We start from the raw sequence: 13,754 nt of genomic DNA on the forward strand, positions 1-13,754 counted from the left end.
CGTACCGGGTCGGGTCGCTTCGAGTTGCGGGTCAGCGAATGAGACCAATGTCTCGGGCGCGAGCCACTGCCGCGCTGCGAGAGGTCACTCCGAGCTTGGTGTAGATGTGCGACAGATGGGTCTTGACGGTGGCCTCGGAGACGTACAGGGAATCCGCGATCTGTGTGTTGGAGAGCCCCTCCGCCGAGGCTTCCAGGACGTCGAGTTCCCGGGCCGTCAAGGAGGTCTGTGGGGAGCGCATCCGAGCCATGAGACGAGTGGCGACGGCCGGCGCCAGGGCTCCCTCACCGCGAGCGGCACGATGGATCGCCGACAGCAGTTCCTCGGCGGGAGCGTCCTTGAGGAGGTAACCGGTGGCACCCGCCTCGACCGCTGCCAGGATGTCGGCGTCGGTGTCGTAGTTGGTGAGGATGAGGACTTCCGGGGGATTCGGTTGTGACCGGACCTTGCGGGTGACGTCCACCCCGGACGGTGCATTGGCATCGCTGCTGAACTGCAGGTCGAGCAGCATGAGATCGAGGTCCGTCGTCGCTGCGGCGGCGAGGGCCTGGGCGGGGGTCGATGCGGTGGCGACGATCTCGATGTCCGGATCGGTACCGAGCAGGGCCGTCACTCCGGCTCGAACCACCGGATGATCGTCGGCGATGAGGACGCGCACAGTCATGACGGTTCTCCTTGGTGAACGAGGCGTGGTTGCTCGGCGGTGGAATGCACCGGGAGATCGACGTCGATGATCGTCCCCTCCCCCGGCTCTGAGGTCAGCGAGACCTCCCCGGACAGCTCGTCGACCCGCTGTCTGATGGCGTGCAGCCCGAAAGCTCCCTCTCGCACTGGCGCGTCGAGGTCCATCCCGACGCCGTCATCGGTCACCCTCAGATGGACGTGGGATTCATCGGTACGCGAGATCCGGATCGTTGCGTGCCGGGCACGGGCATGACGGACCACGTTGGACATGGCTCCCTGGCACAGTCTGAGCAGGACTGTCTGGATCTCCATCGACAGGTCTGAGGTGTCAGGACAGTCGACGTCGACGTCGAGTCCGCCGAGTGACCACGTCGTCGCACCCAGTCGCTTGAGAACTGCCGGCAAACCCTGATCGGCCACGGTGGGAGGAGCCAGTTCCGCGATGAGGACGCGGGTCTCGCACAACGCCTCGGACGAGGTGCGGTGGGCCAGCTGGATCTGCTCGATCGCCGGATGGTCAGGGGCCGTGCGCTCAACCGCCGACAGCAGCAGACCGATGCTCGACAAGGATTGCGCGACGGTGTCGTGGATCTCCCGTGCTAACCTGGCACGTTCCTCCAGCACCCCAGCTTCCCGCTGGGAGGCTGCCAACCTCTCCTGCACGGCGAGCAGGTCGACATTGAGGCGTTCCAACTCGGCCGCCTGAGCCTGCATCGCCTTGAGGGACAGACCGGCGACGACGGCCACTGCGGCACCGGCTACCGGCCCGACGACTCCCCCGACGCTCCAGCCACTCGTCAGTCCGACGCCGAGGACGATGGCCACGGCCCCGACGACGACGGAGATGCAGGCATGGAGAGGGGCCAGGTGATCCAGGTAGACGAAGGAGAGCGGGATCGTCAGGTAGGCGGCATAGGGGAAGTCGACGGCCAACAAGATCGAGATGGCGACCATCACTGTCACCAGGATGGGCCGCCACCTGTCACGCCGAGTGCGATCCATGACGTGGGTCGTCATGAGGGCGGTGTGGACGAGGATGAGCAGGATCTCCCAGGTGAGGATTCGCCACAAGTGGGGTGGGGACAGCACCAGGGCCATCACGACGGTGAAGATGACCAGACCGGCAAAGAGCACCTGGATGCCGATCTGCATGCCCACCTCAATGACCACCGCGCGTCCGCGGTGACCGGCGTCCATGTCGCGCCACCGGTGCAACCCATCACGAGCAAGTGCGGTCGTTCTCATCGGCCCCAAGTGTAGGTGCGCAACCCACAGGTCCGTGCCACCAGGCACCCTCCCCCGCGTCATCCAAAAGGTTGATGTCCGCCTCCGCCTGGAGTCGCCCCACAACCACACCACGCGCTGATTCCGACAAGGGTTTTCACCAGGAAGGTGGTTACGACGACAACGACAAGGAGTTCCCATGTTCCTCGCCCGGCGTGATCTGGCCTTCGCCAAGGGCCGGTTTGCCCTTATGACCGTGGTAGTGGCTCTCATCTGCGTACTGGTCGGTTTCCTCACCGGTCTGGCAGGCGGCCTCGCCCAGCGCAGCGTCGCCGCGGTGGTACAGGTACCGGCTGATCGGGTCGTGCTGGCCAAGACGGGATCGACGACGACGTGGACCGATTCCAGGGTGCATGAGAACCAGCTCAAGACCTGGCAGTCAGCTGACGGGGTCTCAGGGGTCACTCCCCTGGGCGTCACCCAGACCCGCGCCAGCAAGGACGGCACCGGATCCGCAGTGGCCATCTTCGGGTCCGACGTCGCGGCGACCTCCCTCGGCGCCCCGGCGAGGGGGAAGGTCATCATCTCCCGGACCATCGCCGATGACCTCGGACTAGCAGCCGGGGACACGATGGAAATCGGGTCCCAGAAGTTCGCCGTCGGGTCCGTCAGTGACGACACCTGGTATTGCCATTCGGCCGTCGTCGCCATGGGCTACGCGGACTGGCAGGCGACCGTGGCGCGCATGGGCCAGCCCAAGGCCGAGCCAACCGCCCTGCTGGTGCATGGCGAGCCCGATTGGAAAGCGGTCGACAAGGCCGCCGGAACCGAGTCGGCTTCTCCTTGGAAGTCAGTGCGGATGCTGCCGACCTTCGGACCTGAGATTGGCTCCCTGGCTCTCATCATCGGCCTCCTTCTGGGCATCTCGGCCCTCGTCGTCGGAGCATTCTTCACCGTCTGGACAATCCAGCGTCAGCACGACATCGGTGTGCTGCGTGCGCTGGGAGCGACGACCCAGGCCTTGCGTCGTGACGCCCTGGGACAGGCAGGTGTGGTGCTGGCCATCGGTATCGGTGCCGGCCTGGTCCTCGTGACGATCACCGGATTCGCCATCCGCTCGACCATGCCCTTCGCCATGACGTGGTGGACGGTACTCGGTCCAGGAACCCTGCTCGGTCTACTGGGCCTTGCCGGAGCTGCTGTGGCCATCCGCTCCCTGTCGAGGGCAGAACCCGAGCAGGCCCTCGGCTCGACCCGCTGACCTGTCCGTCCCCACAGTTTTCAGGAGCTTCGCATGATCACCCTCGACAACGTCACCTTCACCCGTCCAGACGGCAACCGTCGCGTCACCGCCTTGCAGGACGTCAGCATGCACGTCGACAACGGGCACGTCGCCGTCATCACCGGACCGTCCGGGTCGGGAAAATCGAGCCTCTTGGCCGTCGCTTCCACCTTGGCCCGGCCCGACACCGGCACCATCCTCATTGACGGCATCGACGTCACCGGACTCGACGACGCCGGCACCACCGAACTACGCCGGGAGAAGATCGGCATCGTCTTTCAGCAGTCGAACCTCATCCCCAGCCTCGACGCCGTCGACCAGCTCGTCATGATGGGAGAACTCGACGGTGCGCATCGCTCCACCCGTGACGAGCGCCGCGAGCAGGCCAAGGAACTCCTCGACGCCGTCGACCTGGCCAACCACATGCACAAGAGGCCGGCGCAGATGTCAGGTGGACAGCGCCAGCGAGTCAACATCGCCCGGGCCCTCATGAACGACCCCAGCGTACTGGTCGTCGACGAGCCGACCAGTGCCCTGGATTCCCAGGCTGGCACCCGCATCATCGAACTCGTGGCCAAACTGACCCATGAGCATGACACCGCCACGATGCTCGTGACCCACGACGAGGAGCTCATCGATCACGGCTCCCAGCATCTGGAGATGCTCGATGGACATCTCGCCCAGGCGCGTGGAGTCCGCGACGAGAAGTCGTCGCGGAACGACTCGGACTCAGCTCGTGGTCGTATCGGCGCGTGGCTCATTCGGCTGGGGCTGCATCCTCAAAGGTCGCTGTGTCGATGACGAAGCGGAACCTCACGTCTCCGGCGACGACACGGTCATAGGCCGCATCGACCTCGTCAACGCCGATCTTCTCCACCCAGGCGCCGAGATGATGCTCCGCACAGAAATCGAGCATCTCCTGGGTCTGCGGGATACCGCCGATGTTGGATCCGGCGAGCACCTTGGAACCGTTGATGAGGGAACCAATCGGCAGGCCCAGCTCCTCCGGGGGCAGTCCGACACAGGCCATCACGCCGCGCGGCTTGAGCAACTTGAGATAGGACTTCAGGTCGATCGGGGCGCTGATGGTGTTGAGGATGAAGTCGTACTCACCGCGATGGTCACGGAAGAAATTCTCGTCGCTGGTCGCCAGGGTACGCGTGGCTCCGAGCTTCTCGGCAAGGTCAGCCTTACGCAGGCTGCGAGACAGAACGGTGACCTCAGCCCCCTTCGCCGCCGCGATCTGAACGCCCATGTGTCCCAGGCCACCAAGACCCAGAACGGCGACCTCGTCACCAGGGCCCACGTTCCAAGTGGCAATGGGCGAATAGGTGGTGATCCCGGCGCACAACAGCGGAGCTGCCGCCATGAAGCCCAAGGAGTCGGGGATGCGACAGACGAACCTCTCGTTGACGACGACCTTCTGGCTGTACCCGCCCTGGGTGATGGTGCCGTCGACGTCACGGGTGTCATATGTTCCCACGGACCCGTTGAGACAGGCCTGCTCCTCTCCTGCCGCGCACTGCTCACAGTGGCCGCAGGAATTGACCAAACACCCGACACCCACCCGGTCGCCGGGCTGGTACTTCGTCACCTCGGAACCGACGGCCTCGACGACACCGGCGATCTCGTGACCGACGGTGAGCGGGAAATGCGCGTGACCCCACTCGTTGCGGATCGTGTGGATGTCGGAGTGACAGATACCTGCAGCCTTGATGGCAATGACGACGTCGTCCGGGCGAGGATCTCGCCTCTCGATCTCTACGACCTTGAACGGCTTGTCCGGGCCTTCCTTCTGAAGGGCCTTGACGGTGATGGGCATGAGTGTGCCTCCTCGGTGATCCCCAGTGCCGATCCCTGGCACTGACGTTGTCAGAGTATTGCAAATCAGCCTGTGAGGCGGCCCCAGAAGCACAATCAGATGCTTCAGCAAAGGAGACGACAATGGCTGCACAGTCTTCTGTGGACTCCTGTGCAGCCATGCCTGGTGGTGGGCGATGCGGGGTTCGAACCCGCGACCCCTTCGGTGTGAACGAAGTGCGCTACCACTGCGCCAACCGCCCGCGCTGGAGAAACTATGCCAGAAGCGGGGGTGCTTGTCCAAGTCGACGGGCCACTATCCGCAGACACCAATGCCGGGGATCGCGAAGACCATCCAACCACCTGATGACGTCTGACACGCCCGTGTGTGGTGACCGCGGTCCTGACACCTCATCGTGCAACGCACGGTGGCAGCGAACCCGATCAGCAACCCGGTCACCGCCATACCCATCAACCGCTTTCCCCCGGTCGCACGCCCCTCCCAGCCTGATTCCCCCGCACCGTGACCTGGATCAGCATCCATCCGGGCTCGATGTGGAGCACGCCCAACCGATCCCGAATCGCGACACACCAATGGACCACATCAATGAAACTCCACTCTGACTAGGGGAATCACAAGTTTTGGTGCGAGCATCCCGCCCCGATTTGCATCGTCACCGAAACATCCTCTAAAGTTCTTTCTCGTCGCCCGGCAGGAACGACAAGGAGCGAAAGCCCCTCAGAGAACTGCTGGAAAACATGCGGACGTGGCTCAGTTGGTAGAGCATCACCTTGCCAAGGTGAGGGTCGCGGGTTCGAGTCCCGTCGTCCGCTCGGAGAGGTCTTTCGGACCTATCCACATGGTGGAGTGGCCGAGAGGCGAGGCAACGGACTGCAAATCCGTGTACACGGGTTCAAATCCCGTCTCCACCTCGGGCGGTTGGCGCAGTGGTAGCGCGCTTCCCTGACACGGAAGAGGTCGCCAGTTCAAACCTGGCATCGCCCACCAAAAAGGTCGGTCGACATGAGTCGGTCGACCTTTTGCTACACCGACCGTTTCTCCCTTTCCTCAAAGATTCTGTCCTGTTGAATCCGTAACGCTCACAGTCGCCGCTCATTCGCCCCACATCTTGACGGACTGCATGCACACCGGTTCACAGAGACAATTCCGCCAATTCGACGGACCTACTTCGATAGGGTGAACGCGACGTGTCGGACTTGTTGTCCTGATGGCTGGGGAAGGGAGTGCTCAGATGGCTGCGCCGATACTCGACCTCGTCCTCCCTGCGATGTCCGAAGCCTCCGCGAATCTCATCGGCCAGAGATTGCGGCAGCGAATGTCTCACCTCCACCCGCACATCGAGTCAACGGTCAGCTTCGTGCCGGAGAAAGGCCGTTGCAAAGCTCCTCGCATCAAACCGTCGTGGAGTGAGCTGGTCCTGGTCCCCATCAATGCCACTCACCTTCATTCCAGCCCGCCGCAGCTGACTCGCCATGCCGAGGACATCCGTCGGAATCATCCGGACCTGGCCATCCGCGTAGCCCGGCCCACCGGCCCGGCCCCGGCTCTACTCAACCTCGTCGATGCACGTCTGCGACTGGCAGCCCATCGCGTGCACGCCCAGGAATTGGATGCACTCATCCTCTCGACCCCCGACAGCGGAGACCAGCGGGGCGCGGCCATGCTCTCCAAAATGACGCGCCTGTGGTCCCAGCACCACCACCTACCGGTTCACATTGCCACCAACAGCGGCGGCACCACCAACGTCGAGGAGGTCGTCACCCACCTACGTCGAGAGGGTCGTCGTCACATTGCGGTGGGAAGCCTGTGGATCTGCGACGACGAGACCTTCCGCGCCCACACTCATATGGCGCTTCACGCTGGCGCCGAGGTTGTCTCCGCGCCTTTGGGGGACGATCCGGTCCTCGCAGCCCTCACCTTTCAGCGGTACTGCTCGGCCGCCATGGGTTTGGTCTCCGGGCGGACCGACGACGAGGTCGTCCCCGAGTAGTACCCCCATCAACTCAGCACCGGCCCGGACAAGGGTCCGGGCCGGTCTCTCATTCGTCACGCGTTGCCGAGGCGTTCCTTCTCCTTCTCCACGTCGAAATCGGCGGGAGGCCAGGTGAGCTTCATCGAGCGCATCGTCTCCAGCAAGATGCGTCCCACCGCCCAGTTGCGGTACCACTTGCGATCCGAGGGGATGATGTACCAGGGAGCCACGTCCGGATTGCACTTGCTGAGCAGGTCGCGGTAGGCGTCCATGTAATCAGGCCACTTCGAACGGGTGTCGAGATCCCCGGGGTTGTACTTCCAGTACTTGGCGGGGTCATCAAGACGAGCCTGCAGCCTCTCCTTCTGGGCGTCCGGGGAAATGTGCAGGAAGCACTTGATGACCTTGCAGCCGTCAGCCGCTAGTCCGAGCTCGAACTCGTTGATGAGGTCGTAACGCTCCTTCCATACCTTCTCCTCGACGAGGTTGTCGACCCTGGCCACGAGGACGTCCTCATAGTGGGAGCGATCGAAGACGCCCAGCATTCCGGGCTCGGGCAAGGCCTTCCTCACTCGCCACAGGAAGTCGTGCTTAAGCTCCTCGTCGGTCGGAGCCTTGAAGCTGTGGTGGTGAATCCCCTGCGGGTCAACCAGTCCGAAGACGTGGCGGACCACTCCACCCTTACCAGCGGTGTCGAGCCCCTGGAGAACGACGAGCACGCGTCGAGCCTCGTCAGGGTTACTGCGACCGCGGGCGAACAGCGTCTCCTGCAACTCCGAGAGCTCCTCGGCCATCGGCTCGAGCTCCTTGAGGGTCCTTTCCTTGTCCCCAGGTGCCTCCGGAGTCGCGCCGGTATCAATCTTGCTGATGTCAACCGGGGGCTGCGGGCAGCGCAGCACATCGGACAGCTGAAGGGAGTCTTTGGCCATGTGAGTTCGTCCTTCCTCGGTTCTTGCTCCTCCATCCTGCCGCGACCCGGCAGACTCGGCGCGGGAATGACAACATCCGAATTACCGTTTCACTCAACATGGAACCGGCGAGATGCGCCGGGCTGGAGGAGATCATGACCAACGAGAACACCACCCCACCAGACCTGCAACCGGGTCTCGTGCTGACACCCGATCAGTGGCGTCAGCGTCTCAGCGACGAGGAATACCACGTGCTGCGGGAGGCAGGCACCGAGGCTCCCTTCGTGGGGAAATACACCGACGCCACTACCGAGGGCGTCTATCGCTGTCGCGCCTGCGGGGCGGAGCTGTTTCGCTCCACCCAAAAATTCCAGTCCAGCTGCGGTTGGCCTTCCTTTTACGCGCCACTGGCCGAGGACCGGGTTCGTTACCTCACTGATGAGTCCCTTCCGGGGCGCCCACGGACGGAGGTCAGATGTGCCCGATGTGACTCCCACCTCGGACACGTTTTCGCCGGTGAAGGCTTCGACACCCCGACCGACCTGAGGTACTGCATCAATTCGATCTGCCTCGATCTCGATCCGGCAGAAACCGACAAGTGACGACCTCCTCACGGTGAAAACCCTCAACCTGAACCATGAGGACCGCATCTATCCGCGGTGCGCGGCGCGTCGGAGAGCACCAGGGCATGGCAATCCCCATAGCCTGAAGGGGTGATTCGGCAGATGTATCCGGTGGATTTCGAGGAGTTGCGTTCCCGAATCCTCAAGTATTCGTGGTCAAGCAAGCTCGAGGTTCGCGAGATACCCGCTCCTACCCGCATCTCGCCGTTCTCGGTGGCGATCGAAGGATCCGTCATCATCAAGGGTGACGAACTCGGAAGCGGACGTCTCATCCTGCTCCACAACCCCTCGGGATCCGAGGCCTGGCAGGGAACGAGCCGATTCGTTGCCATGATCCGTGCCGAGGTCGATCCGTCGATGGCTTCTGACCCCCTGGTCGGCAACGTCGCATGGTCCTGGTTGACCGATTCTCTCGACACCCATCACGCGCTCCGTCACGCAGAGGCCGGCACCGTCACCTCAGTCGTCAGCCGGCCATTCGGGCAGCTCGCTGCCGACCCAGAGTCGAATCACATCGAGGTGCGCGCTTCATGGACGCCGACCTTCTCGACTGCCGAGGACGTCGATTCACACGCGGAATCATGGAGCGACCTCTGCCTGCTCTCGTGCGGGGTCTCCCCGATTCCTGACGAGATCACCGCGATCTCACCACGACGGGCCAAACTCGCGTGAGCGATTTCCCCGTCCTTGCAGAGCCTCGGGAAGGAGTGCCGCCAGTCGTCGCTTCTCCCGAGGCTCTTCGCCGCACGTGCCAGGCACTTCAGAACGGCTACGGTCCCGTCGCGATTGACACCGAGCGGGCCCATGGTTTCCGTTACAACCCGCGCGCCTACCTCATCCAGTTGCGCCGTGAGGGGGCTGGCACTCACCTCGTCGATCCCGTCGCTCTCGGCGAGACGGAGGGTTTGAAGCCGCTTGCCGATGCCCTCGCCGGGACACAGTGGATCCTCCATGCCGCCGCCCAGGACATGCCATGCCTGGCGATGGACGGTCTTCGTCCTGACGACCTGTTCGACACCGAGTTGGCTGGACGCCTTCTCAGCCTTCCTCGCGTCGGCCTGGGATCGATGGTCGAGCACTACTGCGGGGTGACCCTTCTCAAGGAGCACTCCGCCTCGGACTGGTCTCGACGTCCCCTCCCCCATGACTGGCTCGTCTACGCAGCTCTGGATGTCGAGCTCCTCAACGACGTGCGAGAAAAGGTCATCGCCGACCTCCGAGAGGCTGGAAAGGACGAATGGGCTCGTCAGGAGTTCGCCCACCTCGTCACGGTGGCCGCTGGACTCCCCAGCGAAGAACCGGGTGTCGACGCATCCCGTTGGCGCCGGATCAGCCACATCGGTGACATTCGCAGCAGAGCTGGGCTGCAACTGGCGCATGACCTGTGGCTGGCGCGCGAGAACCTCGCCCACGACCTCGACATTGCTCCGGGCAGGCTGTTGCGTGACGAGGCCCTCGTCGCAGCCGCAAAGCACTGCGACCGCACCGTCAACGTCGATGTCGAGAAAATCCTGTCCGTCAAGGGGTTCCATCGCGGCCAGGCCATGAAATATCACCAGACTTGGGTCGACGCCATCGACCACGCCCGTGGCGTCTCGCCGAAGAAGTACCCGCCATTTCGCGAATACTCCTCAGCGATCCCCCACCCCCGCTCCTGGGAGCGTCACCATCCGGAGGAGGCTGCCCGCTGGGCGGCCGTCAGACCGGCCGTCAATGAGATGGCTGCTGACCATGACGTCCCACCGGAAAACCTCTGTACCCCGGCATGGTTGCGGCAATTCGCATGGCAGCCACCGCACGACCTCTCCGTCGCGGGGGTCGATGCGTTCTTCGCAGATTTGGGCGCCCGTCCGTGGCAGCGAGGGATCCTCGCGAGTCTGCTCAGCGAGGTCATGGCCCAGCTGTGATCGCGACCTCAGGCTCTCCGGTCGGGGAGTCAGCTCACTGGGTGTCGAGCTGGGAGGCCAGCTGAGCGACTGCTTCAGCGATCCCCTCGGCATTCAGGCCCAGCTCAGCCATGATGGCCGACCGCGAGTCATGGTCGAGGTAGCGCTGCGGGATGCCGAGGTTGCGGGTCGGACGCCAGACACCTCGTTCTGACAAGGCGTCAGCCAGATGGGATCCGAGTCCGGAGACGACCAACCCGTCCTCCACACTGATGATGGCATGAGCCCTTGAGGCCTCCTCGAGAAGACCCTCGCAGACCGGGAGGGACCAGCGGGGGCTGACCACTCGCACCGGGACGTCGAGACTGTCTGCTGCCTTCAAGGCATCAGTGCACAACTGCCCATGGGCAACGACGAGGATGCCGTCCTCCGGTCCTTCGCGCAGGACGTCCAGGCCCTCGTGGGAGGACACCACTGGGATGTCGTCAGGCATGGGAGCCTTCGAGTACCGGATGACGGTGGGGCGGTCATCAGTGTCGACGGCCTCGTCAAGTAGCGAGATCAGATGCTGACGATCACGAGGTGCCGAGAGCATGAGGCCGGGCACGATCCCACAGATCGCCATGTCCCACATGCCGTTGTGAGAGGCGCCGTCGGAGCCGGTGATTCCAGCCCGATCCAGCACGATCGTCACGCCGGCATGGTGCAGACCAGCATCCATGAGGAGCTGGTCGAAGGCCCGGTTGAGGAAGGTCGAGTACAAGGCGACGACCGGATGAAGACCGGCAGCGGCCATGCCAGCCGCCGCGGTGACCGCATGCTGCTCGGCAATTCCGACGTCGAGAACCCGCTCCGGGTGACGGGCGGCAAACGGGGCCAGTCCGACTGGGTGGAGCATGGCAGCAGTCACGCCGACGACGTCGGGACGCCTCTCCCCCAGCTCGACCATGGCACCGGCAAAGGCATGGGTCCACGAGGCACCACCGGCAACCTTGAGGGACTTTCCCGTCTTGGGGTCGATCTGACCGACGGCGTGGAAGTGGTCCTCCTCGTTGGCCTCAGCGGCAGCGAATCCCTTGCCCTTCGTCGTCATGACGTGGACGATGACGGGATGCTCGTAGCGCTTGGCCAGTTCGAGGGCGCGCTCGACGGACGAGACGTCATGACCGTCAACCGGACCGAGGTACTTGATTCCCAGGTCCGAGAAGATCCCGTTGCCGATGAGGGCGTCCTTGACGCCGGCCTTCGCCGCGTGCATGAGACCGAAGACCTGTTTGCCCAGCGGCTTCTCGGTGACATGCCGCTTCATACGATCAAGGGCTTCCTCATAGTGAGGATCGGTGCGAATGATGGCGAGCTGGTTGGCCAGACCTCCCACCGTCGGGGTGTAGGAGCGTCCGTTGTCATTGACGACGATGACCAGACGCAGATCCTGCTGATCCGCGATCGAGTCCAGGGCTTCCCAGGCCATACCACCGGTGAGTGCACCATCACCGATGACGGCGACGACCGTGCGGTCCTCGCCACGCGAGAGAAATCCCTCGGCAAGGCCCTCGGCCCAGGACAAGGAGGTGGAGGCGTGCGAGTTCTCCACCCAGTCATGAGCCGACTCGGACCGGCTCGGGTATCCGGACAAACCGCCGCGCTGACGCAGCTTGTCGAAGCCAGCGGCACGTCCGGTCAGGATCTTGTGGACATAGCTCTGGTGACCGGTGTCAAAGATGATGGGGTCATGAGGTGAGTCGAAGACCCGGTGGAGCGCGATCGTCAGCTCGACGACGCCGAGGTTCGGACCCAAATGGCCACCAGTACGCGAAACATTGTCGATGAGAAAGGTACGAATCTCTTCGGCGAGGTCGTCGGCCTGCTGAGTGGTGAGTTTCCTCACGTCGTCGGGGCAGCCGATGTCGTCGAGAAGAGCCATACGTGCCATCTTAGGACCTGCCACCAGAGTGCCGGGTCCACTTTGCGTCCCGTTTCGCCTCACGCTCACAATCCGGCTACCTTCTTCACAACTGGTAAGCCCCGGAAGAAAAGGATGGGCCCGGCAGATCATGGGGGGAGTCAGGCACGCACGGCCTTGAGGATGAGGGGCAGGTCCTGGCTCAGATCAGCGTTCCAGCAGCCCCAGTCGTGGCCGCCATCACACTTGAAACCGCCGTAAGTGCGGGTCGTGTAACGGATGTAGGTATGGGGAACCTGGCGAGCAGCGAGCCGCACGTGCAGAGCGGTCGTATTGGCTCCAACAGCCGTTTCGATGGCCATGGCACCTGGATTGCCGCTACCCAGCCCAGTGCCCGCGTACAAAGCCAGACGGGTGCCGTCGCGCTGAATGCTGGCGAGGTTGTCGGCTCCCTCTCCACTGGACGGGTTCGCCTCGACGAGTGTCCTGTTGGTTCGCACCATCGGGCCCCAGACCGAGTCAGGCTGATATCCACTCTTGACGAGCTGTTCGGCCACGGTGGCCCGCACCGAGGCGCTCTCGATGTCGACGGCACCAGAGTAGGCCGAGACCGAGGAGAACATCCCCGGATGTTCCATCGCGTAGTGATAGGCCCCGTAGCCGCCCATGGAGAGACCGGCAATGGCGCGATGCTTGCCTGACGCCACAGTGCGGAAGTTGGAGTCGACGAAGGGAATTACCTCGTCGAGGTGGTGGTGCGACCAGTCGGCGTCACCGCGAGACTGGTTCGCCCAGTCGGAGTACCAGCTGACCTTGCCACCCTCCAATGTCACCGTGATGAGATCGGCATCGGCGGTGATCTGTTCTGCCTTGCCCTGCTTGCCCGACTCGTCGGTCCAGTCACGGACCCGACCGCTTCCACCGCCGGGAAGCAGGTAGAGGACCGGGTAATGCTTGTCGGGATGGGAGGCGTACCCAGCTGGCAGAGTGACGCGGATGGCCATCTGACCATCAAAGGTCTGTGCGGGATCGATCGACGGGGTCGAGTAATTGATCTGCCAAGTGCGCTGCTGCCCCGAGACCTTCGTCACGGAGGTGACGGTGATGCCCTTGGTGTCATGGATCTGCGTGTCATGGATCTGTCCGAGGATTCCCGGAACGGCCGCCGTGACGTCACTGGTCGGGGCATCGGAGGTGGCCGGTGCGGCGTGGGCTGCCATGGGCGTCAGTGTCAAGGCTCCGCCTGCCAGTGCGGTGACCACGATTCGGGTGAGTCGTCCCATCGGTGTTTCCCCTCGTCTACGATTCTCAGTGCTGTGTGTCGTCACTGTAGTGACCAGAGGGTCACGGGATGTGAGGGTTGTCACACGGATTTCAGGACTTCTCGAGGGCACCCACCATTTCGTCGTCGCCACTGCCCTGGTGCGATTTCTCAGAAGACGATGACCGG

At 63.5% G+C, this 13,754-nt stretch carries 12 protein-coding genes and 4 tRNA genes; 9 read left to right on the plus strand and 7 right to left on the minus strand.

The features are described 5' to 3' along the window. Positions 1 to 31 precede the first annotated feature (31 nt). Positions 32 to 664: a response regulator gene (locus ACP8LP_RS06650; RefSeq protein ID WP_016667559.1), complete on the minus strand. Its 633-nt coding sequence runs from the start codon at positions 662 to 664 to the stop codon at positions 32 to 34. Beyond that, on the minus strand, positions 661 to 1,881 hold the full coding sequence (locus tag ACP8LP_RS06655) for a sensor histidine kinase (RefSeq protein WP_016667558.1): 1,221 nt from the start codon (positions 1,879 to 1,881) through the stop codon (positions 661 to 663). The genes ACP8LP_RS06650 and ACP8LP_RS06655 overlap by 4 nt, the downstream gene beginning before the upstream one ends. A gap of 226 nt (positions 1,882 to 2,107) precedes the next feature. On the opposite strand from ACP8LP_RS06655, the gene ACP8LP_RS06660 reads away from it, so the two are divergent. Both ACP8LP_RS06660 and ACP8LP_RS06665 read left to right on the plus strand, forming a co-directional pair. Continuing rightward, positions 2,108 to 3,169: an FtsX-like permease family protein gene (locus tag ACP8LP_RS06660; protein ID WP_016667557.1), complete on the plus strand. Its 1,062-nt coding sequence runs from the start codon at positions 2,108 to 2,110 to the stop codon at positions 3,167 to 3,169. A 33-nt stretch (positions 3,170 to 3,202) separates the two neighbouring features. After that, entirely contained in the window at positions 3,203 to 3,991 is a 789-nt protein-coding gene (locus ACP8LP_RS06665; protein WP_484483049.1) for an ABC transporter ATP-binding protein, read from the plus strand. On the opposite strand, the gene ACP8LP_RS06670 is transcribed toward ACP8LP_RS06665, so the two are convergent. Together ACP8LP_RS06670 and ACP8LP_RS06675 are read right to left on the minus strand one after the other, a co-directional pair. Beyond that, positions 3,948 to 5,012: an NAD(P)-dependent alcohol dehydrogenase gene (locus ACP8LP_RS06670; protein ID WP_016667555.1), complete on the minus strand. Its 1,065-nt coding sequence runs from the start codon at positions 5,010 to 5,012 to the stop codon at positions 3,948 to 3,950. The two genes, ACP8LP_RS06665 and ACP8LP_RS06670, sit on opposite strands and share 44 nt — an antisense overlap. Positions 5,013 to 5,178: 166 nt before the next feature. Beyond that, a tRNA-Val gene (locus tag ACP8LP_RS06675) sits at positions 5,179 to 5,253 on the minus strand. 498 nt (positions 5,254 to 5,751) lie between these two features. Here ACP8LP_RS06675 and ACP8LP_RS06680 point away from each other — a divergent pair. The 4 genes from ACP8LP_RS06680 to ACP8LP_RS06695 all read left to right on the plus strand — a co-directional run bounded on the left by ACP8LP_RS06680 (position 5,752) and on the right by ACP8LP_RS06695 (position 7,002). After that, positions 5,752 to 5,824, plus strand: a tRNA-Gly gene (locus tag ACP8LP_RS06680). Positions 5,825 to 5,852: 28 nt separating this feature from the next. Then, a tRNA-Cys gene (locus tag ACP8LP_RS06685) sits at positions 5,853 to 5,923 on the plus strand. Position 5,924: 1 nt separating this feature from the next. After that, a tRNA-Val gene (locus ACP8LP_RS06690) sits at positions 5,925 to 5,999 on the plus strand. 244 nt (positions 6,000 to 6,243) lie between these two features. Further along, complete coding sequence (locus ACP8LP_RS06695) at positions 6,244 to 7,002, plus strand: sirohydrochlorin chelatase (protein WP_016667554.1); 759 nt, start codon at positions 6,244 to 6,246, stop codon at positions 7,000 to 7,002. Between the two features lie 56 nt (positions 7,003 to 7,058). Here ACP8LP_RS06695 and ACP8LP_RS06700 read toward each other — a convergent pair whose 3' ends face one another. Then, positions 7,059 to 7,913: a PPK2 family polyphosphate kinase gene (locus tag ACP8LP_RS06700; protein WP_016667553.1), complete on the minus strand. Its 855-nt coding sequence runs from the start codon at positions 7,911 to 7,913 to the stop codon at positions 7,059 to 7,061. A 134-nt stretch (positions 7,914 to 8,047) separates the two neighbouring features. Here ACP8LP_RS06700 and msrB point away from each other — a divergent pair, with 134 nt between their 5' ends. The 3 genes from msrB to ACP8LP_RS06715 all read left to right on the plus strand — a co-directional run bounded on the left by msrB (position 8,048) and on the right by ACP8LP_RS06715 (position 10,422). After that, the gene (gene msrB, locus ACP8LP_RS06705) at positions 8,048 to 8,494 is read left to right on the plus strand and encodes a peptide-methionine (R)-S-oxide reductase MsrB (RefSeq protein WP_016667552.1); all 447 of its coding nucleotides are present in this window, start codon (positions 8,048 to 8,050) and stop codon (positions 8,492 to 8,494) included. 123 nt (positions 8,495 to 8,617) lie between these two features. Further along, positions 8,618 to 9,187, plus strand: a complete 570-nt coding sequence (locus ACP8LP_RS06710) for a DUF3000 domain-containing protein (protein ID WP_016667551.1) — start codon at positions 8,618 to 8,620, stop codon at positions 9,185 to 9,187. Next, positions 9,184 to 10,422 carry an HRDC domain-containing protein gene (locus tag ACP8LP_RS06715; RefSeq protein WP_016667550.1) on the plus strand — a complete coding sequence of 413 codons (1,239 nt, stop codon included), beginning with the start codon at positions 9,184 to 9,186 and terminating at the stop codon, positions 10,420 to 10,422. Before ACP8LP_RS06710 ends, ACP8LP_RS06715 begins: the two co-directional genes overlap by 4 nt. A gap of 34 nt (positions 10,423 to 10,456) precedes the next feature. On the opposite strand, the gene dxs is transcribed toward ACP8LP_RS06715, so the two are convergent. Next, entirely contained in the window at positions 10,457 to 12,325 is a 1,869-nt protein-coding gene (gene dxs, locus ACP8LP_RS06720) for a 1-deoxy-D-xylulose-5-phosphate synthase (RefSeq protein WP_036975957.1), read from the minus strand. Between the two features lie 140 nt (positions 12,326 to 12,465). Continuing rightward, entirely contained in the window at positions 12,466 to 13,587 is a 1,122-nt protein-coding gene (locus ACP8LP_RS06725) for an alpha/beta hydrolase (protein ID WP_484483050.1), read from the minus strand. Between the last annotated feature and the right edge of the window lie 167 nt (positions 13,588 to 13,754).

Source organism: Cutibacterium sp. LaCa_89 (assembly GCF_058177555.1).

Coding starts and splice junctions, on each gene's coding strand:
- msrB (WP_016667552.1), top strand. CDS start 8,048: ATGACCAACGAGAACACCACCCCACCAGACCTGCAACCGGGTCTCGTG.
- ACP8LP_RS06725 (WP_484483050.1), bottom strand. CDS start 13,587: ATGGGACGACTCACCCGAATCGTGGTCACCGCACTGGCAGGCGGAGCC.
- dxs (WP_036975957.1), bottom strand. CDS start 12,325: ATGGCTCTTCTCGACGACATCGGCTGCCCCGACGACGTGAGGAAACTC.
- ACP8LP_RS06650 (WP_016667559.1), bottom strand. CDS start 664: ATGACTGTGCGCGTCCTCATCGCCGACGATCATCCGGTGGTTCGAGCC.
- ACP8LP_RS06665 (WP_484483049.1), top strand. CDS start 3,203: ATGATCACCCTCGACAACGTCACCTTCACCCGTCCAGACGGCAACCGT.
- ACP8LP_RS06655 (WP_016667558.1), bottom strand. CDS start 1,881: ATGGACGCCGGTCACCGCGGACGCGCGGTGGTCATTGAGGTGGGCATG.
- ACP8LP_RS06670 (WP_016667555.1), bottom strand. CDS start 5,012: ATGCCCATCACCGTCAAGGCCCTTCAGAAGGAAGGCCCGGACAAGCCG.
- ACP8LP_RS06660 (WP_016667557.1), top strand. CDS start 2,108: ATGTTCCTCGCCCGGCGTGATCTGGCCTTCGCCAAGGGCCGGTTTGCC.
- ACP8LP_RS06710 (WP_016667551.1), top strand. CDS start 8,618: ATGTATCCGGTGGATTTCGAGGAGTTGCGTTCCCGAATCCTCAAGTAT.
- ACP8LP_RS06700 (WP_016667553.1), bottom strand. CDS start 7,913: ATGGCCAAAGACTCCCTTCAGCTGTCCGATGTGCTGCGCTGCCCGCAG.
- ACP8LP_RS06695 (WP_016667554.1), top strand. CDS start 6,244: ATGGCTGCGCCGATACTCGACCTCGTCCTCCCTGCGATGTCCGAAGCC.